Raw genomic sequence first — 18,149 nt, 5'->3', positions numbered from 1 at the left:
GTGCCGGTTATGACAATGTGGATCTTCAGGCAGCCACGGCGCGTGGTATATGCGTGGAGAATACTCCGGGACAGAATTCCAATGCTGTAGCCGAACTGGTGTTCGGTCTCGCCGTGATGGCTGTGCGGAACGGCTACAACGGCACATCCGGCTCCGAGCTTAAGGAAAAGACTCTCGGCATACATGCTTTCGGTCAGGTGGGTCGCAACGTGGCCCGTATAGCCAAGGGATTCGGCATGGAGGTGTCGGCTCTCGATCCGTTCTGCCCCGACGAGGTGATGGCGGAAGCGGGAGTAAAGCCTGTGCATAGCGTGGAATCGCTTTATGCCGACAATAAGATAGTGTCGCTCCATATTCCGGCCACCGACGCTACCCGCCGTTCGGTAGGGCGTGATCTGATCACCCTTATGCCAAAAGGTGGAGTCCTGATTAATACGGCCCGCAAAGAAGTGATCGACGAGGAGGGACTCGCGCAAGCACTCGAACAGAGGCCAGATATCAAATATGTGGCGGATGTGAAGCCCGACAATGCCGATGAGCTGACAGCGCGCTTCGGTGACCGGGTGTTTTTCACTCCCAAGAAGATGGGCGCACAGACAAGTGAAGCCAATATCAACGCCGGCATAGCTGCCGCCCGCCAGATAGTAGACTTTCTGAACAACGGTGTGGATACCTTCCGTGTCAATAAATAATGTGGGATGAGCCGTTACGGCACCTCTTCATTATAGAACCGAAAATCAAAGGCGCTGTGTCAAAATCGATTCTGACACAGCGCCTTGCGTGTCGTTGCAGGCTTCGTCTATAATTGTCGCCGGAGGATTATTTCATGAACACGAGGTAGACGGCACCCACAAGCAGTGCAAAGGCTGCGATATGATTCCATCGCAGTTCGAATCCCTCGAAGGCCATGATGCTGAACACTACGAACACCACAAGAGTGATCACTTCCTGCATCACTTTGAGCTGTATGAGTGAGTACGGGCCACCGTTACCCTCGTATCCAATACGGTTGGCGGGTACCTGACAGCAGTATTCGAGCAGAGCCACTCCCCATGAGAACAGTATGACAGCGTAGAGAGGCCATGAAGCCGATACTCCCGACGCCGACAGCCTGAGATGGCCATACCAGGCGAATGTCATGAATATGTTGCTGATTACGAGCAGAATTATTGTAGATAATGCGGGTGACATAATGATGTAATTAAAATTTGCATGCAAATTTACTTATCAACCCGCTTTTTTTGCGTATTTTTACAGAAAATTCTATTCAATTATGGCCAAAAACCAAGTCAACAGCAATGACTACGACTTTGTGTTGCCGCTAACTGTGCGCGATTACGAGCTTGATGTGCAGGGGATAGTGAATAATGCCAATTATCTGCACTATCTTGAACATACGCGTCATGCCTTCTGCACGGCGGCCGGCATGTCGTTTGCATCCATGCATGAGCGTGGCATCGATCCTGTGTTGCGTAAGGTTGAGATAGAGTATCTCACTCCGCTTCGGTCGGGCGACGCTATGGATTCGTGTCTTTCGATGAGCCGCGAGGGCGCGAAATTTATATTCCGTCAGGATATATTCCGTAATCCCAGCGGCGAGCCTGTGGTGAGAGCCAGAGTGGAGGTGGTGTGTCTGGAGCAGGGACGCCTGACACGCGGCGATGCTCTCGCCGAGGCTTTCTCTGAGTATATCAACGGTTGATACAAGTGGATATGGACCGCCGTCAGCTTTCGCTCCGAATAGCTTTCTCGCAGCTTCGCGGCATCAACCAGATGCTTGCCCGCGAGATTCTGGCCCGAATCGGGTCGGAAGAGGCTTTTTTCGAGGCTACCGACAGGCAACTTGCTGCGGTCATGGGCTTTTCCAACAGAATATTCGACCGTCAGTATCGCGACGGACTGCTGAAGGCGGCCGAGGTCGAGGCTGACTTTACGGAGGCCGGCCATGTGGATGCGACCTATTTTACGGATGCCGATTATCCTTCGCGGCTGCATGACTGCACCGACGCTCCGCTGATGCTGTATTCGACGGGTAGTTGCAGGCTGAACGATGTCCTGACGGTAGGTGTGGTAGGCACGCGCCATGCTACTCCCTACGGAGTGGATTTCTGCCGCAAGCTTGTGGAGGGGCTGGCGTCGCGTGTCGGCGCACCGGTGGCAGTGGTCAGCGGTCTGGCATACGGCATCGACGTCGCAGCCCACAGGGCAGCGATAGAGTGCGGGTTGCCAACCGTGGCGGTGCTTGCCCATGGTCTGAACACCATATATCCTGCGGCACACCGCAATACGGCGGTAGAGATGGTGAGAAGCGGCGGACTGCTGCTTACCGACTATATGAGTTCGGCAGCGGTCCATAAAGGCAATTTTCTTGCCCGCAACCGTATCGTGGCCGGCATAAGCGACTGTCTGGTAGTAGTGGAGTCGGCCGAAAAGGGTGGTGCGATGGTGACAGCCCGTATAGCCTCGGACTATGACCGGGATGTATTCGCTTTGCCCGGACGTACGTCGGATATATACAGCGCCGGATGCAACAGCCTTATAAGACGCAATGTGGCGTCGCTGGTAGGTTCGGCCGACGATCTGATCGACGCCATGCGTTGGCCCCGACGGCAGCAGGAGACCGCTCAGTCGACGCTTTTTCCTGAAATCAGTGGCGAAGAACAGTCGGTGATGGACTATCTCAGAGAGAGAGGAGAGGCGCAGATCAATCGTCTGTCGGTGGACCTTGACATACCTGTGGGACGTCTTACGGGTATGCTTATAGAAATGGAATTCAAAGGACTTGTGTTGCCTTATCCCGGCGCTAAATATCGTCCGGCATAGTCATCGAGTCAATATATGTCAAGCAGAATAAAACAGTAATATCATGGCAAAGACAATAGAGTCATCCGAACTTATAATCAACTCCGACGGGAGTGTGTTTCATCTGCATCTCAAGCCTGAGCAGCTTGCCGACAAGATAATACTCGTGGGTGATCCTGCGAGAGTGGATCTTGTGGCGGAACATTTCGACAGTATCGATTTCACGGTACAGAGCCGTGAGTTCCGCACCATGGGCGGAACGCTTCGCGGCGAGCGGATAATGTGTCTGAGTCACGGCATCGGGCCTGACAATATCGACATCGTTGTCAATGAGTTGGATGCGCTTGCCAACGTGGATTTCGTCACGCGGGAAGTGAAGGATCGCCGGCGCAGTCTGCAGATGGTGAGAATAGGCACTTCAGGCTCTCTTCAGCCCGATATACCTGTAGGGACACCGGTCATAGCAGTCAAGTCGATAGGTTTTGACGGTGTACTCAACTATTATGCAGGGCGCGATGAGGTGGCCGATCTGGACTATGAGCGGGCGTTATGCAGCCATACGGGATGGAATCCTCTCTGGGCGCGTCCCTACGTGGTGGCTTCCGATCCCGGACTGGTGGATCAGATAGGCCGCGACGATATGGTGAGAGGCAATACGATATCGGCTGTGGGCTTCTACGGTCCGCAGGGACGTGAACTGCGTCTGCCGCTTGCCAATCCGGATATTAACAGCCGTCTGGAATCGTTGAGCTATGATTCCCAGCGCATCACCAACTATGAGATGGAGTCGGCTCCGCTTCAGGGACTGTCGTTGCTTATGGGTCACAGAGCCATGACCGTATGCTCGATAATAGCCAACCGTATGAACGGCAACGCTACTCCCAATTACCGCACTGCGGTCGAGGATCTGATAGCTACGGTGCTTGATCGGTTTGTTTCCTGAAATGTCGCAGACTATGCCCCGTCCGTTTACATTCGACCGTGTCGTCAGACTGATAATCACCGTAGTGGTGATATGCGGTGTATTATGGCTTGTCAATATACTGCGCAATGTGTTGCTGCCATTTTTTGTGGCATGCCTGATCGCTTATATGTTTGAGCCGTTTGTGCAGTTCAACCGGCGTCTGCTGCATCTCAGAGGACGTGTGGTGGCAATATTCGTGACGCTCTTCGAGTCGGTGTTCTTTCTGTCGGTATTGGGATGGTTTCTGGTGCCGATGCTTACCGAAGAGATGCATTCCATGGCCCGGATACTTCGCAATTATGCCTCGAGCGAGATACATATATCTTTTCTGCCGGCAGGTATCCATGAGTTCATAAAGAGTCAGGTGGACTTTGCCGCGATATCCGACATGCTGACCAAACAGGAGTGGATGTCGCTGATAGAAAGTGTGGTGTCGACCACATGGAATATACTTACCGGATCCATATCTCTGTTGCTTGGTATATTCAACTGGTTTATAGTGGTGCTCTATGTGGTGTTTATAATGATCGACTATCCACGGTTTTTCATGGCCATACGCCGCATGGTGCCGCCGAAATACCGTCCGATTGTGTTCAAGGTAGGCAGCGATATCAAGGTGTCGATGAACCATTATTTCCGTGGTCAGGCACTGGTGGCCTTCATAGTCGGACTGCTGTTCACGGCCGGATTCCTGATAATCGGTCTGCCGATGGCTGTGGTGCTCGGTCTGTTTATCGGATTGCTGAATATGGTGCCGTATCTTCAGCTGGTGTCGATAGTGCCTACTATCATACTCTGCATGGTCTATGCGGCCGGCGGGGGTGGTGATTTCTGGAGCATTTTCTGGCAGGCCATAGCGGTGTATTGCGTAGTGCAGGCTATACAGGATCTGATACTGACTCCGCGCATAATGGGCAAGTCGATGGGGCTTAATCCGGCCATAATACTGCTGTCGCTGTCGGTGTGGGGCACATTGCTCGGATTCATCGGCCTGATAATAGCACTGCCGCTGACCACTCTGCTGCTGTCGTATTACGACCATTATGTCATTGACAGGGTAGAGCGATCCGATGAGCATGGGCCGGTCATGGCTGATGAATAGTAGTCGGGCGATCGGAGTACGGTCAGCGTGAGCCGAACGCCTTGCGGTTGAGCCAGCGTCGGACCGGTTCGTCGTAGACTTTGAGAAGCACCCATGCGAGCAATATCAGTCCGAACCACATCGCCACGCACAGAGGCCAGATGTCGGCGAAGGCACGTTCGGTCGGTGCAGCCCATATCCATGCGTAAAGAAGATACATGAACGGATAGTGTATGATATAGATCGGATATGAAATATTGCCGAAAAAGTCGCACAGTCCACGAGATATGCGGTCGGTGGTGCAGCCGGATGCGCCGAGATATACCACTGCGGGGAACACGGCGAGTGTCATCACGGAGTCGAATATGCCGTTCCATACGCTCGGATTGCCGTCGGGTGTGATATAGGGCACGCACATAACGCCTATGATAGTGGCGCTGCAGATCCAGAAGGCTCCACGGATTCTGACGGGCTTGAATCCTCTCGACATGAGCAGGCCGATGCTGAATGAGAACGACACCCGGAGCAGGCCGCCAAGCCACCCGTAGTCGGCGGCCGTCCATCCGTTGCCGATATGGTAGGCTCCTGAAAGATTCATGACAGCCGTAAGGGCAAGACCTATGCCGCTGAGGGCCACAACCCATCGCAGGGCACGGCCTGAAAGACGGTGGAGCACCACAGCGTAGGCTATGCTTGCGATATATTCAAAAAACAGCGACCAGGCCGGACCGTTGAGCGGAAACATCTCTCCGTTGCCTCTGACTTCGGCAGCTGTGTGGGGGAGTGCCGGAAGCATCAGTATGCCGAGCAGGAAGCACAGCATGACAGACCATGACGCTACCGGAGTGTGATCCCACTGTTCGGAGCCCTGTATCATAAAGGCTACGACGCCGAACACCACTCCCATGACAAGCATCGGATGAAGGCGGATGACACGCCGCAGCATGAATTCTCCTTTGGTAAGCCCCTGACGCCACCGGCCGTCGTAGGCATAGCCTATCACGAAGCCCGACAGGACGAAGAAAAAGTCGACGGCCAGATAGCCGTGGTTGAATCCTTGATCGACCGGAGATGTGGCGAATCCCTCGAAGAAGTGATACCATATCACCATAAGGGCCGCGACTCCGCGCAGGCCGTCGAGAAGTTCGTAGTGGGGCTTTGAGGTGGAGAAAATCCGTGATGCTGTGAATGCCGACATATTTGTAGTTTGGTTGTTTGACTGTGGAGAATTATTCGGCGGAGTGTTTCCGTCGTGCAAAACTACTTATGCTGAAGATGAAAATTTTTGATCTGCGTCAAATTCGGCGGTTACGCCGCAGGCGCGACAGTGTAGGGAGCGTGATGCCGAGATATGAGGCTATGTATCCGAGTTTGGCCCGTCGGCACACTTCGGGAAACTGCAGCCTGAACGCCTCGTAGCGTTCGGCCGCCGGAAGCGTCAGCCGTTATTTGTGGGAGCGGTGTCATTCTGATGTATGATGTTGGTCATCATCGGCCAGTGGCTCATGATATCAGCGAGTCTTTGAATCCGATGAAGTAGAGTATGCCGTCGAGTCCGATGGTCGAAAGCGACTGGTCGGCGGTGGCTTTCACCTTGGGTTTGGCGTGGAATGCTATGCCGAGTCCGGCGGTGGCGAGCATAGGGAGGTCGTTGGCTCCGTCGCCTACGGCTATGGTCTGTTTGATGTTGACATTCTCCACCTGCGCGAGCAGCCGGAGCAGTTCGGCTTTTCTGCGTCCGTCGACTATATCGCCCAGATGCCGGCCGGTGAGTTTGCCGTCTTTGATCTCCAGTTCGTTGGCATAGACATAGTCAAATCCGAAGCGTTGTTTGAGGTAGTTGCCGAAATATGTGAATCCGCCGGAGAGTATAGCTGTCTTGTAGCCAGTGCGTTTGAGTGCTGTCATCATACGGTCCACTCCTTCGGTGATCGGAAGGTTTTCGGCTATGTCGCGCATCACGCTTTCGTCGAGTCCCTTGAGGAGCGCTACCCGACGGGTGAAGCTTTCGCAGAAGTCAATCTCTCCGCGCATGGCGCTTTCGGTGATCGCTCTGACTTCGGCTCCGACTCCGGCGCGGTCGGCGAGTTCGTCGATCACTTCAGTGCCTATCAGTGTGGAGTCCATGTCGAAGCATACGAGTCGCCGTGCACGTCGGTACATGGTGTCTTCCTGAAGCGATATATCCACTTCGCGGAGATTGGCGATCTCCATGAAGCGCTTCTGCATCTCCGTCTGGTCGTCGAGATTGCCTCTGACCGATATCTGTACGCACGATTTGCTGAGCGGATTCTCGCCGTGCAGCGGCATTCGTCCGGTCAGTCGTTTTATTCCGTCGATGTTAAGCCCCATCTCGGCCACCACACGGCTGACATCGGCTATCGCGGCGGCCGTCAGCCGTCGGCCGAGGAGTGTGATTATCCATCGGTCCTTTCCTTGAAGTCCGACCCACTGTTGGTATTCATCGGCGCTGACCGGACTGAAACGGATGTTGACATCGAGTTCGTAGGCCTTGAACAGGAGGTCTTTCATCAGGTCGCCCGACACACGGCTGTCGGTCTTGATGAGTATGCCGAGTGCGAGTGTGTGGTGTATGTCGGCCTGTCCGATGTCAAGTATTGTAGCGTCGTATCGCGCGAGTATTTCCGAAAGCTCAACGGTCACTCCCGGACGGTCGTTGCCGGTGATGTTAAGCAGCATCAGTTCTATATTGCTGTCACGGTCGGTTTTCATAATTGTATTGGTTTAAGGGATATATGTGTGATGGTTATTTCTGTCGGCAGGCATGATATTGTATCAGTCCATGCATTGGCGAGGCCACGATGTCGGAGGCTTTGAGGCCGTGGCGGTCGAGCGCGGCTTCGAGTCGTGGCGTGAAGTTGGCGGCGATGGATCCGCAGAAGCCTATCGGAAGTGTGTCGTAGCCGGGTAGGAGCATCAGGTTGCGTTCGATGAATGCGTCGAAGCAGCCGTCGACAATCGCTTCGATCTCCGGACGGTCAATATGGTCGCTTGCCAGACGTGCGAACGATGCAAGAAACCGGTTGGCGTCGTGCCGCCGGTAGATGTGTTCGATGATTCCGGTGGCGTCGGTGCCGGCAAACTCCATGACGGCCTGACAGAGGTCGTCAGGCAGTATGCCGCGCAGTGCGTCGGCCACAAGTCGACGGCCTATGGCTGAGCCGGATCCTTCGTCGCCGAGCACGTATCCGAGCGGTGATATGGATCTGACGATACGTCCTCCATTGTCGGGGCTATACAGGCAACAGTTGGATCCGGTGCCCATGATGCATGCGATCCCTTCGTTGTGGCCGCACAAGGCTCGTGCGGCGGCAATGAGGTCGCCGTCGACATATATGCGTGCTTTGGGATAGACGGCTCCGAGGGCATCGGCTATCGTGGCACGCTGGGCGCCGGTGCGGCATCCGGCAGCGTAAAAATGCACCGTGTCGATCTCCTGGGCACGGCGCGACGATGGCAGCGAACACAATAGTGTGGTGTGTAGGTCGTCGGGCGACAGCAGGCTTGCGTTCATGCCAGGCGATGTGAATCGCTCCACAATCGCGCCGCTGTCGCCGACCATAGCCCATTTGGTGGTGGTGCTTCCGCAGTCGGCAATTAGTTTCATGCTACAAATTTAACAAAATGCCCTTATAAATACATTATCGTAAGAGCAAAAAATGCGATGAAGTCAGCAGGCTATACCGACGGCAGTCGATGTGTAGTAAAATTTAAGCTAAACCGTAAAATCGGTTAAATAGGCGGTGAAGGGTTAAACCTCATTCAACGAATCCGGTCAAATAAGCGTTGACTTCGAAGAAACGACAAAACAAACGTAAGAAAAAACTATATGAAAAAATGAATAGAATAGCAGCCTTTGCGCTCGCAGCAACAATAGGCCTTGGAAGCATGACAGCGATGGCCGATGACAATGTGAAGAAGAATGACGCCGCACGCGACAAACAGCCGGTATGCTGTCTGCAGGGCATCACCCTGACCGAAAAACAGAAGGCCGAGATCGCAGCTCTGCAGGCCAGCAGGCAGAAGGAACTGCAGGCGCGGCGCGACCAGCGGGACAAGGACCGGCAGCAGAAGGCCGGTATGCGCCAGACCGAACGCAAGAATTATCTTGCGGAGATGAAGAAGATTCTCACTCCGGAGCAGTACGTGCAGATGCTGGAAAACAATTTTGTCAATGGCCGGGCCATGCGTGCCGACGGTCGTAAGTTTGACAAGGATCGTAAAAACGGCAAGGACAAGAACCGCAAGAATGACCGCATGCGTGGCGCCAATCGTCAGCAGACCAATGGGACAGCAGCTGCATCGGGTCAAGGTGTGGCTCTGTGAAGCTGGCGACGGCGATGAGTGACGCTGCGTGAGCGGCATCCATACAAACACATTATCCCCGCAGAAAAAATCCTGATGAATTTTCTGCGGGGATAATGTGTTTGTTTCTTTTTCAGAGGTGGTAATACCGCAGTTTCAGGCGCAGTTTCAGGCGTCGGATAAGATTGAGCGGTTTACGGTGCAGATGGCCTGCGTGATGGGCTATGAAGTCGTCTACAGCTTCAAGCACGCGCGATGAGTTATGTCCGTCGCGGTGAGCTTCGTGATGGGATGTATATCGGTCGATCTCTTTCATCAGTTCGGGAGGGCGGGTCAGTGCGGTTTCAATGGCCTGTCCGATGTCGTCGGCGTTTCTGACGTCGATCAGATGTGGTCCGGGATGGGTGTTGCGATAGGTGACCACCGGTTTGCCGAGCATCATGTATTCCACAGTAATGCTTGATGAGTCACAGAGCATGACGTCGCTTCGCAGGAATGTTTCAAGTCCTTTGTTAAGCCGTGCGAATTCCACGTTTGGCATCTTGTCGGCCATGCGCTGATAGTCGTCGATGAGTTGCTGGTCATCGAGTTTGGGATGGAATGTGATGATCCAGTCCCATTGACGGGTTGCAGCAAGGTGAGTTATTGTCGGCAACAGATCCCATGCCGATGAAATACCTTTGGTGAAGGTGGGGGAGTAGAGTATCACCGGTCGATCCGATGAGCGCTCGACATGGTTGCTGTTGCGGAAGAAGGAGTCGGCTTTAGTCCATCCGGTCTCGTAGACTTTGAAAAAGCCGTGGCGCTTTTCAAGCATACGGAAATAGGGAGTGGAGCTTGGCCCCTGTGTGCAGTATATGTCAAACCATCCACGGATAGTGAAATGGTCGTCGATTTTTTCTATCCTCTTTTTCATCGGGTAGCCATGGAATACGGCTACCTTCACTCCCGGAAGGAAGTCGGGGATATGGTTGCCGGGCGCGAATATGGCAATCGGATTCCACCGTATGGCGTCGCGGAGTGTGGATATGCGTCGTTCGTCGAGAAGAAGCATGTCCGGGCATGAGGGTTCGAGAAACCATGCTGCCTCGTCGCCCCGGCGACGGATCTCCTCCTGAAGTGGCCGGAGTATGGCGTAGGCGTAGCTCAGCGATGCGTAGAGCAGGTAACGGCGTGGTGATCGTTCCATCGTTCAGTCAAGTATGAGATCGTATTTCACTTTGTGGCGTCGCACAAAGCGGCTCCAGAACCGCCGGCGCGCATCCATCATGAGCCGGAAGCATTCTTCGGGGTCGAATCCGCGTGCTGCGGCGTATTCCTTAGCCAGCAATTCGAACAACTTCGGTTGTCCCCATAGCCGTGCGAAGTTGGCGCATCCTCTCTTGATGTCGACTTCGCCGAAACGCATGCGGTTGATGTCGACGAGTGCGAAGCGGTGTGAACCGTCGGGGAGAGTTTCGTAGAGGATATTGCCGGGGGAGAAGTCGAGGTGTGTCAGATGTGCCTCATGTATGTGGGCTGCAAACCGCGCGAGGTCGCGTGCGAGGCTGATATGTTCGGGGCGATCCATGCGTGCGTTGCCGAGTTCGTAGAGTCGTCCGGGCAGTTCGGACTGCAGGCTGACGAAGTAGGTGTAGCCTATGAGACCGGCGGTGCGCTCCTCGATGTAGGCTACCGGAGCGGGAGTGTCTATGCCTGCTGCAATGAGGTGTTCAGGGTATGTGAATGCCCTTATTCCCTTGGGGCGGCGAAAGCAGGAGTAGATAAGACGGTTTGGCCAGTGGGGTATGGCGTATCGTTTGACGTTGAGCTGCAGATGGCCGTCGGGGCTGATCACTCTGATATGGTTGCGTCCGGAGTGTATCTCCCGGCCATAGTCGAAGTGGGTGGTGATATCGGAGAGATATGGCCGGAGATATTCGTATTGGGGTGAGATGGTTATTTTCATCGTTGGTTGAAGTCGTGGTTGAGTAGCTGGAGATAGGCTTTGAGCCGCAGGAGTGTGGAGTCGCTTTTCCCTTCATTTTCCAGAGTGCCGCCTGTGTAGATGTCGATGACGTGATAGCCGCAAGTATCGAGCATTGCGGCTTCTTCGGGGCGTGCGAAGTAGGCGAATTTCGGGGATGAGCTGTCGAATATGTCTTTCGAGAATGTGAATCGGCTGTGGTCGATGCCGAGCATACCGAGGAGTGTGGCCGCGATGTCGGTTTGCGACGCGGGGATGTCGATCGTGCCGTGGCGGCGGAGCGCGCCGCCGGTCATGACAAGCGGTATGTGGTGACGGTCACGCATCGATGTCAGATTGCGCGGGTGGCATCCGTAGTGGTCGGCGACAAGTACGACGAGTGTGGAGTCCCATCGTGGTGTCAGGCTGAGTTTGTCGACAAACCGTCCGACAATGCTGTCGGTGAATGCGAACGCGTTGGCTTCCTTGCCGGGGAGGATGGTCGCAGGTACATCGAACGGCTCATGGCTGCTTGAGGTCTGGATGACTGTAAGCCTGGGGGCGCCGTTGTCGCGGGCGGAAGCCAGATCATGCTCTACGCGGCTGAAAAGTATATCGTCGTGTGCTCCCCATTTGCCGAGCCGTTGGGTGATCGGGAAGTCGGTGTCGGACACTATGCGGCTGAAGCCTCCGGCAGCGAGCAAGGCACGCATGTTGGTGAAATTGATGTCGCCGCCGTAATAGTAGGTGAGGTCATAGCCGGCATCTTTGAGGGCGAGCGGCAGGGATGGCAGAGACTCAATTTTCCCCACTGACTTCATTACGCTTACGGTAGGTATGCCGGGATAGGCCGACAGTACGGATGCCAGAGCACGATCGGTGCGGAAGCTGTTGGCGTAGAATTCAGTGAAGCTCAGTCCGGCGGATGCGATGCTGTCGAGCCGTGTGGCTATCGCTTCGCCTCCCATGGAGGGCATAAGGTGTGTTGAGAAGCTTTCAAGCAGTATTATGTAGATGTCGGGTCGTGAGGCTGACAGCAGTGTGGTGTCGGGGATGCATTGTCGCAGCGATGTGGCGATGAGATGCGGTTCAAGATCTGCGAGCTGACGGTCGTCAATCGAATTGAGGGTTTTCAGCTCCTTGTTCTGGTGGGTTGCCGAATAGAGTAGATTGAACACCGGATTTGTGGCCGCATGGTTGAGTTTCATTTCCGGGCTGAAGTATGCACGTCCGGGATTCATTGTCGAAACGGTGAATCCGCCGCGCAAGGGGATGAAAAGCAGGGCTGTGGCCAGGATCATCACGGCTGTGGCTTTCAATCGGGCGTCTCTGTTGGGGCGGGGGAGCTGCAGCCTGATCACTGCATGGTTGTAGAGCAGGTAGATGATTACAGCCGACAGCACTATGCACGACAGGCCTCCGGCCTTCTGCGCCGCAGTCATACCGCCGATGACAGCGGCAGGTGAGGTGATGAAGTAGAATATCGGGGTCATGTCGAGCTTGAAGCCCCAGTGGGTATAAAGGGCTGTGTCGAGAACGAATACGGTGCCGCACAACAGGCTGACGATTATGAAATATGCGCGTTCGATTGCCGACAGCATACGGCTGTCAGTCCACAGGTGGGCGATTGCCAGAATGGCCGGCAGGATGGATATGTAGGCGGCGATGGTGCAGTCCATGGGTAGTCCGTGGACTATGGCAGCCATGATCTGTCGCATGCCGAACGGGTCGTATATGTCGGTATGACAGAATACGAACACTATTTTTCCAATAACCGAAATGGCTACCGTGAGTGCGAATGTGAACAGTATCTTGCAGATGTATCTCAACATGGTCGTGCAGATGAATGAGGAATCAATGGCCTTTGATGATTTTCCGGTCGGTTTCTGAAAGTGAATCGGCGAGCGCTTCGGGCACAAACCGCCAGTTGTGATCAGTCGTCGGGGTGATGGTGCCGTTCTTTTCTATCTCTTTCATCATGTAGTATCGTAGGTCGATGTCGGTGCTTGCAACTGTACGCTGCTTCATCTCCTCCTTGCTGAGTCCGGCTCCGCGTGTCATAAGGTCGCCTCCGCCGTTCCCGCGATAGGAGTTTACGGCTACTGTGTAGGTGTGTGCCGGGTCGAACGGTGTGCCGTCGGCCATGGATGTGATGTTGACACGTTTGCCTTTGGGCTGCGTGATGTCGACAGTGTATTCGATGCCTGCGGCGGAGTCGAAATTGTATGCCGGATTGCGCAGCCGGTTGTCGTTGGCCGAGGGTCGCTTTGATCTGAACAGCAGCAGATGTCTCCCGGGATTTGTGGCGGCGGTGTCGACCCAGATGGAGTATGATTCCTCGAGATAATCGCGGATCTCCCTGCCGGTGAGCTTCATTGTGAGGAGCATGTTCTCGTATTTGTAGAGGCCGAACATGTCGCTTACCCTTACATCGCCGGGCTTGATCACGGCGTCGATCGACAGTGGTGCGGCAAATGAGATGTCGGCGCCTGTCAGCTGAAGCTGCAGCCGGTGGATTAGTGTCATGAAAGGTGACGGGCCGAAAAGTGACTCCGAGGAGTCAAACAGTCCTTCGCTGCGGCCTATGATACGTCCGGTGAAGTTCTCTACGGCCTGGCGTTGCGCTCCGAAATGCGACATATACTCAGGCGACGGATTGAGAGTGTCGACATCGGCGAGCGATCCTGTTATACGCTTGTCGATGATTGTTCCATCGGAGTCGATTGAAAGTGTAATGTCAAGCACTCCTACCGCCTTGGCATCGTTGGCGGGATTCAGCAGTACGACCGGCCGGCCTTCGGGATTGGTCACGATGCGGTTGGCGCGCTGGTGGTCGTGTCCTCCGAGTATGGCGTCGAATCCGGCAACGTTGCGGGCTACTTCAAGACAGGCGTTCTCTGTCAGCCCCGGACGTCTGGAGGCGTCGGAATATCCCGAGTGGAAGAGTCCGATGACGATGTCGGGGTTTTCCTTACGCCGGACGGTTTCCACCCATTTTTGTGCCGATGTGGTGATGTCCTCGAATCTGAGGCCGCTCCATAGCGGTTCGGGGAGCCACATTGGTATGCCCGGGGTGAGCATTCCGATGACGGCCGTCCGGATGCCCTGGCGCTCTATTATCGTGTATGGTCTGAGGTATGGGAGTCCGGTGGCGGTGTCGATGACGTTGGCGCCCATTATGGGCACGTCGGTAGCTTCGATCCAGCGGTCGTACACCTTGTGGCCGGTTTCCACATCGTGGTTGCCTATGGTGGCGGCATCGTACGACATATAGTCGTAGATTTCGGAGGCGATATGACGCGATGCGGTATCGACAAAATTGTAGTAGTAGACCGTCGGCTGTCCCTGGAGTATATCGCCGTTGTCGAGCAGTATAACTGATTCAGGGCCGTCGGATGAGCGGAGTGAATCAACGAATGTGGCTACTCGCGCCATGCTGCCGTTCCATGGAGTGCGTGTGATGAAGTTGTAGGGGAAGAAATTGCCATGGACGTCGGATGTCTCGACTATTTTCAGCCGCACTTCCCGGGGTGGTTGCGTTGTCGTGTCTGCGGCTCCTGCCGCTGATGTGATGCTCATGATGATAAGGAGAGCGAGTATTTTAATGCGTGTCATTGTCGTTGCGTTCTGTGAGATGTTAAGAGCCGGATCGACGTGGCGGCATTGATGTCGATGTTTAGTTGTTGCCTGTATAAAGACATCGTATTTTGCCTACTTTGAGTTTGCCTTCAAGCTTGAGGGGAATATGGCCTGGTGCGGTCCATATCCAGATGTCGATGTCGTCAGATGTCTTAGCCGACTTTTCGTCGGTGAATGTGAAGCTGATACGGTAGGTGGGGTATGTGCGCCCGTCGAGTTTCAGCTCTTCCGTTCCGAGATATTTTATGGTGAGAAGTTCTTTTCTTTTTCCGGAGAAAATGTTGATGGTCTTGGAGTAGCCGGATTTCAGGTTTTTGAAATCGAGCATGCGCAGATAGTAGAACACGCTGACGAGGTCGACTGTAGGACCCTGTGCTTTGAGCGTGATGTCGGAGTGGCTGACGGTGCCTTTTTTCTTGCGCCGTATGCGGTGGGATGTGGCTGTGAATGTGTCGCCTGAACGCTGTATGCGTATTATGTCGTGGTCAAACCGTCCGTCTTCATGGGCTATTCGCTCGTAGTGGCGCGGAAGCATGTCGGTGCGGTCCATTATGGATATCAGTGTGTCGCGCAGAGTGTAGAAATGATCGGCCCACGGTTCGGAGCGGGCATAGAGTGTGGCCTTGAAGTGGTCGGGAGCCGATGTCAGCTTCAGGGTTGCGCGGCCGGCCTGCTTGTGTACAATGCCCCATTTGAACATCACTTTATAATTGAGCGTTTCGTCGGTGAAACCGTGTGCGGCCGTTGTCAGTGCTACACACAGCAAGGCTGTAAGCAGTATGATGTGTCTTTTCATTGCCTTGAGTTGATGTCGGGGAAGGGGAGCGCCGAGCGTGAGGCTTGCTCTATGCGTTTGTTGCGCCAGCATTTGCGGCATACGGAAATGTATCGGTCATTTCCACCTATTTCCACTTGCTGACCGGAGTCGGCGAAGTCGCCGTTGGCGTCGATGCGTGCGTTTACAATGGTCTTGCGCCCGCATGTGCAGGTTGATTTGATCTCGTCGATGGTGTCGGCGATCTCAAACAGTCGTCTGGAGCCTTCGAAAAGCCTGGAGCGGAAATCTGTACGAAGTCCGTAGCATATCACGTTGCTGCCGAAGTCGTCGACCACTCGCGACAGCTGATCGACCTGTGCCTCGGTGAGGAACTGGGCTTCATCGATGAGAAACCAGTCGATGACAGCCATGTTCTCCTCAAACAGTTGTTGGGCGAGCCTGTATAGGTCAGTGTCGCCATAGATCCACATACAGGGTCGTTCAATGCCGATGCGGGAGCGGATTACATTGTTGTTCTCTCGGGTGTCCACTACGGGTTTCAGGCATACGTGTTTCATGCCTCTTTCCTCAAGGTTGTAAGCTGTCGTCAGCAACAGGGCTGTCTTGGCCGATCCCATCGTTCCGTATCGGAAATATAGCTTGCCTCTGCGGTTCATGCTCCTGAAATTGATTAGTGTGGGCACACCGGTATGCGGATACATGGTGTGCGTTTGTCTTGCAAAATTACAAAAATATGTATCTACAGGAAATTAATGGACTGATAAAATGAGTTGGAGCGTCAGCGTTCAAACAAACGTTCAAGCAGTTCACAGCGCTGTCGCATAGTGAACTGCTTGTAGTCAAAGATTCTGATGCGGTTGCACTGGAGGCTGGTATTCCATTCTTATGTGAAAGGGTGTGTGTATGCCAACCATATGGACCGGTTAGCCGCAGTCTACTTGAGCAGGCGCAGGGCGGCCTTGATTACAGGCGAACCGGCTGTGCCGAAATAGCTGTCGTAATTCTCCCGGATTTCGATATCGGGTTTGATTCCGGTGCCTACGAACTCGGTGCCGTCGGGTGCTACGTCATGTTTGGAACATATATTGGCGTATGCCACGCCCGGTATGAGGACAATTTGCACTCCGTTGCCGGTAGAGCCGGCAGTGGGAGTACCTACAATCATGCCGCGTCCCATGCCGCGGAATGCGGCTGTGAAATCTTCGGCGGCAGAGAATGTTCCCCCGTCGACAAGTATAGCTGCCGGGCGGTCAAAGACAGGGCGGTCGGTAAAGGGCGGCAGGGTGTTTCCCGCCCCTTGATGTACAGGCTGATCCATGCCCCAAGACGCAAAAGCAGGAATGTAGGCTGGCGAAGTCCATTGGCCGGTCTTTATGGTGTCGGAGGTGAGATGGCGCAGGATGTAGTCGCCGTTGCCTGAGTTGCCGCCCTCGTTGCCCCGAAGGTCGATTATTAGTGCACGTGTCTTGAGTATGGAGGGATAGATATTGTCAAACTGCTGGCAGAAATCGGCATCCATGAAATTGTTGATGCGCAGAAGTCCCACTTTGTCCTTAAGAAGCGAGAATTCGATGGCGCGCGGTGACGAGGGCCAGAATTTCCCGTCGGGGGTGTATTCTGCATCAAGATTTGTCTTGCCGTCTCTGAACGTCATACGCATGGTTTCACCTTTCTTCGTGGCAAGAAGATTGTAGCCATTGAAGGCGGTGTGTTCGCTCCACTGAGGAGTGGAGGATGAAATATATGGCATGACGTGGGTATAGCCGTATTCTGCTACTGGGATGCCGTTGACGCTGACAAGCTCCATGCCGTGTTTTATGCCTTGTTCTTCAAGTGCAGGCGACAAGACCTCATCGGCGTAGACCCGTCCGTCGAGAATTACGGTCGATAACGGGGTGTAACATTTGTTTCGGTCGTAGCCGTAGACAAATGTATGGCCGTCACCAAGTCTGGCCGCCATGAGTTGCAGCAGTTCGCCGACTCGCTCGTCGTCACCGTTGTGGGCGGCATCGGCCACAGGCTCCATATTTGCTACGTAGAGACTGTCCCAGTCAAGTCTCACGCGCTTCATGAATGCGAAATTGCGTCTGACGCCCGACCACAGCCGCGAAAGACCCAGTAGCGCCAGTTCCCGTCGAGAAGCGAATGCGAGCGGGTCGTGTTTGGTAGCATCGAGCGAGTCGCAGTGTGTCCATACCTTTGGCAAACATATCTCACCAGTGGTGGTGGCCTTCATGAAGCTAAGACGTGAGTCGGCGCTGTCGTAGTCGTAGACATATATTGTGTTGAGCGGCTCGATGAGAGTGGCCGAACAGTGGTCGTTGTAACGTATCACGAAGTTGTCGCGGCCTATTTTCTGGAAGAAGTTGTCGAATTCGGCAGCCTTATTTTGGGAAACATCCGGGAGCGAGATGCGCAAGCCCTGCGTCCAGCCTTTGCCCAGACCTCGCTGCCAGAGGAATCCTCCTGGTGCTTTGGCGCCGTCGGATCCGGTGTATCTGACCTTACAGGTTTCGGCTCCGGGAGCGGTGAGCACTGCATTGTAAAGGGAATCAAGGCGGACTGTAATGGCGTTGATGTCCGCCTCCTGCGCGGCGATTGCAAATGGTAATGC

17 protein-coding genes and 1 pseudogene are annotated in these 18,149 nt (G+C 54.4%); 6 read left to right on the top strand and 12 right to left on the bottom strand.

Annotated elements, in window-relative coordinates; genetic code table 11:
- A partial coding sequence (locus tag C5O24_RS04365; RefSeq protein WP_107681511.1) for an NAD(P)-dependent oxidoreductase occupies nt 1-692 on the top strand: 692 nt, incomplete at its 5' end.
- Between the two features lie 127 nt (nt 693-819).
- On the opposite strand, the gene C5O24_RS04360 is transcribed toward C5O24_RS04365, so the two are convergent.
- A complete protein-coding gene (locus tag C5O24_RS04360) occupies nt 820-1,191 on the bottom strand; it encodes a DMT family protein (protein ID WP_107035202.1) in 372 nt (123 codons plus the stop codon).
- Between the two features lie 82 nt (nt 1,192-1,273).
- On the opposite strand from C5O24_RS04360, the gene C5O24_RS04355 reads away from it, so the two are divergent.
- The 4 genes from C5O24_RS04355 to C5O24_RS04340 are packed head-to-tail and all read left to right on the top strand — an operon-like array spanning nt 1,274 to nt 4,868.
- Nucleotides 1,274-1,702: an acyl-CoA thioesterase gene (locus C5O24_RS04355; RefSeq protein ID WP_107035201.1), complete on the top strand. Its 429-nt coding sequence runs from the start codon at nt 1,274-1,276 to the stop codon at nt 1,700-1,702.
- Nucleotides 1,703-1,713: 11 nt separating this feature from the next.
- Nucleotides 1,714-2,823 (top strand): DNA-processing protein DprA, encoded by a 1,110-nt coding sequence (gene dprA / locus C5O24_RS04350; RefSeq protein WP_107035200.1) that lies wholly within the window; start codon nt 1,714-1,716, stop codon nt 2,821-2,823.
- Nucleotides 2,824-2,866: 43 nt separating this feature from the next.
- Nucleotides 2,867-3,745: a nucleoside phosphorylase gene (locus tag C5O24_RS04345; RefSeq protein WP_107035199.1), complete on the top strand. Its 879-nt coding sequence runs from the start codon at nt 2,867-2,869 to the stop codon at nt 3,743-3,745.
- 13 nt (nt 3,746-3,758) lie between these two features.
- The gene (locus C5O24_RS04340) at nt 3,759-4,868 is read left to right on the top strand and encodes an AI-2E family transporter (protein WP_107035299.1); all 1,110 of its coding nucleotides are present in this window, start codon (nt 3,759-3,761) and stop codon (nt 4,866-4,868) included.
- Nucleotides 4,869-4,890: 22 nt separating this feature from the next.
- Here the strand turns inward: C5O24_RS04340 and C5O24_RS04335 are convergent, their stop codons facing one another.
- The 4 genes and pseudogenes from C5O24_RS04335 to C5O24_RS04320 all read right to left on the bottom strand — a co-directional run bounded on the left by C5O24_RS04335 (nt 4,891) and on the right by C5O24_RS04320 (nt 8,475).
- On the bottom strand, nt 4,891-6,045 hold the full coding sequence (locus tag C5O24_RS04335) for an acyltransferase family protein (protein ID WP_107035198.1): 1,155 nt from the start codon (nt 6,043-6,045) through the stop codon (nt 4,891-4,893).
- 97 nt (nt 6,046-6,142) lie between these two features.
- Nucleotides 6,143-6,310 (bottom strand): annotated as a pseudogene (locus tag C5O24_RS14445) (Crp/Fnr family transcriptional regulator); the annotation flags it as partial.
- A gap of 40 nt (nt 6,311-6,350) precedes the next feature.
- Entirely contained in the window at nt 6,351-7,580 is a 1,230-nt protein-coding gene (gene serB / locus C5O24_RS04325; RefSeq protein WP_107035197.1) for a phosphoserine phosphatase SerB, read from the bottom strand.
- Nucleotides 7,581-7,614: 34 nt separating this feature from the next.
- Entirely contained in the window at nt 7,615-8,475 is an 861-nt protein-coding gene (locus C5O24_RS04320) for an ATPase (protein ID WP_107035196.1), read from the bottom strand.
- 230 nt (nt 8,476-8,705) lie between these two features.
- On the opposite strand from C5O24_RS04320, the gene C5O24_RS04315 reads away from it, so the two are divergent.
- The gene (locus C5O24_RS04315) at nt 8,706-9,194 is read left to right on the top strand and encodes a hypothetical protein (RefSeq protein ID WP_133165460.1); all 489 of its coding nucleotides are present in this window, start codon (nt 8,706-8,708) and stop codon (nt 9,192-9,194) included.
- Nucleotides 9,195-9,306: 112 nt separating this feature from the next.
- Here the strand turns inward: C5O24_RS04315 and C5O24_RS04310 are convergent, their stop codons facing one another.
- The 7 genes from C5O24_RS04310 to C5O24_RS04280 form a co-directional block, all read right to left on the bottom strand.
- Nucleotides 9,307-10,362 (bottom strand): CDP-glycerol glycerophosphotransferase family protein, encoded by a 1,056-nt coding sequence (locus tag C5O24_RS04310; protein WP_107035194.1) that lies wholly within the window; start codon nt 10,360-10,362, stop codon nt 9,307-9,309.
- 3 nt (nt 10,363-10,365) lie between these two features.
- Nucleotides 10,366-11,121, bottom strand: coding sequence for a lipopolysaccharide kinase InaA family protein (locus C5O24_RS04305; RefSeq protein ID WP_107035193.1), 756 nt, complete (start codon nt 11,119-11,121; stop codon nt 10,366-10,368).
- Nucleotides 11,118-12,950: an LTA synthase family protein gene (locus tag C5O24_RS04300; protein ID WP_107035192.1), complete on the bottom strand. Its 1,833-nt coding sequence runs from the start codon at nt 12,948-12,950 to the stop codon at nt 11,118-11,120. Before C5O24_RS04300 ends, C5O24_RS04305 begins: the two co-directional genes overlap by 4 nt.
- Before the next feature lie 22 nt (nt 12,951-12,972).
- Nucleotides 12,973-14,733, bottom strand: coding sequence for a bifunctional metallophosphatase/5'-nucleotidase (locus C5O24_RS04295; RefSeq protein WP_107035191.1), 1,761 nt, complete (start codon nt 14,731-14,733; stop codon nt 12,973-12,975).
- 61 nt (nt 14,734-14,794) lie between these two features.
- A complete protein-coding gene (locus C5O24_RS04290; RefSeq protein ID WP_161553800.1) occupies nt 14,795-15,553 on the bottom strand; it encodes a DUF3108 domain-containing protein in 759 nt (252 codons plus the stop codon).
- A complete protein-coding gene (locus C5O24_RS04285) occupies nt 15,550-16,236 on the bottom strand; it encodes a thymidine kinase (RefSeq protein WP_202613063.1) in 687 nt (228 codons plus the stop codon). The genes C5O24_RS04290 and C5O24_RS04285 overlap by 4 nt, the downstream gene beginning before the upstream one ends.
- Nucleotides 16,237-16,469: 233 nt before the next feature.
- The coding region (locus C5O24_RS04280; RefSeq protein ID WP_107681510.1) for a S41 family peptidase at nt 16,470-18,149 on the bottom strand (1,680 nt) is incomplete at its 5' end.

Source organism: Paramuribaculum intestinale, assembly GCF_003024925.1.
GTDB lineage: Bacteria > Bacteroidota > Bacteroidia > Bacteroidales > Muribaculaceae > Paramuribaculum > Paramuribaculum intestinale.
This window is presented reverse-complemented; position numbering and strand designations above follow the sequence as displayed.

What these genes read in the sequence shown, in the direction of transcription:
- C5O24_RS04285 (WP_202613063.1), bottom strand. Translation starts at nt 16,236, where the DNA reads ATGTATCCGCATACCGGTGTGCCCACACTAATCAATTTCAGGAGCATG.
- C5O24_RS04310 (WP_107035194.1), bottom strand. Translation starts at nt 10,362, where the DNA reads ATGGAACGATCACCACGCCGTTACCTGCTCTACGCATCGCTGAGCTAC.
- C5O24_RS04355 (WP_107035201.1), top strand. Translation starts at nt 1,274, where the DNA reads ATGGCCAAAAACCAAGTCAACAGCAATGACTACGACTTTGTGTTGCCG.
- C5O24_RS04290 (WP_161553800.1), bottom strand. Translation starts at nt 15,553, where the DNA reads ATGAAAAGACACATCATACTGCTTACAGCCTTGCTGTGTGTAGCACTG.
- C5O24_RS04315 (WP_133165460.1), top strand. Translation starts at nt 8,706, where the DNA reads ATGAATAGAATAGCAGCCTTTGCGCTCGCAGCAACAATAGGCCTTGGA.
- C5O24_RS04305 (WP_107035193.1), bottom strand. Translation starts at nt 11,121, where the DNA reads ATGAAAATAACCATCTCACCCCAATACGAATATCTCCGGCCATATCTC.
- C5O24_RS04345 (WP_107035199.1), top strand. Translation starts at nt 2,867, where the DNA reads ATGGCAAAGACAATAGAGTCATCCGAACTTATAATCAACTCCGACGGG.
- C5O24_RS04360 (WP_107035202.1), bottom strand. Translation starts at nt 1,191, where the DNA reads ATGTCACCCGCATTATCTACAATAATTCTGCTCGTAATCAGCAACATA.
- C5O24_RS04335 (WP_107035198.1), bottom strand. Translation starts at nt 6,045, where the DNA reads ATGTCGGCATTCACAGCATCACGGATTTTCTCCACCTCAAAGCCCCAC.
- C5O24_RS04300 (WP_107035192.1), bottom strand. Translation starts at nt 12,950, where the DNA reads ATGTTGAGATACATCTGCAAGATACTGTTCACATTCGCACTCACGGTA.
- C5O24_RS04320 (WP_107035196.1), bottom strand. Translation starts at nt 8,475, where the DNA reads ATGAAACTAATTGCCGACTGCGGAAGCACCACCACCAAATGGGCTATG.
- C5O24_RS04340 (WP_107035299.1), top strand. Translation starts at nt 3,759, where the DNA reads ATGCCCCGTCCGTTTACATTCGACCGTGTCGTCAGACTGATAATCACC.
- serB (WP_107035197.1), bottom strand. Translation starts at nt 7,580, where the DNA reads ATGAAAACCGACCGTGACAGCAATATAGAACTGATGCTGCTTAACATC.
- C5O24_RS04295 (WP_107035191.1), bottom strand. Translation starts at nt 14,733, where the DNA reads ATGACACGCATTAAAATACTCGCTCTCCTTATCATCATGAGCATCACA.
- dprA (WP_107035200.1), top strand. Translation starts at nt 1,714, where the DNA reads ATGGACCGCCGTCAGCTTTCGCTCCGAATAGCTTTCTCGCAGCTTCGC.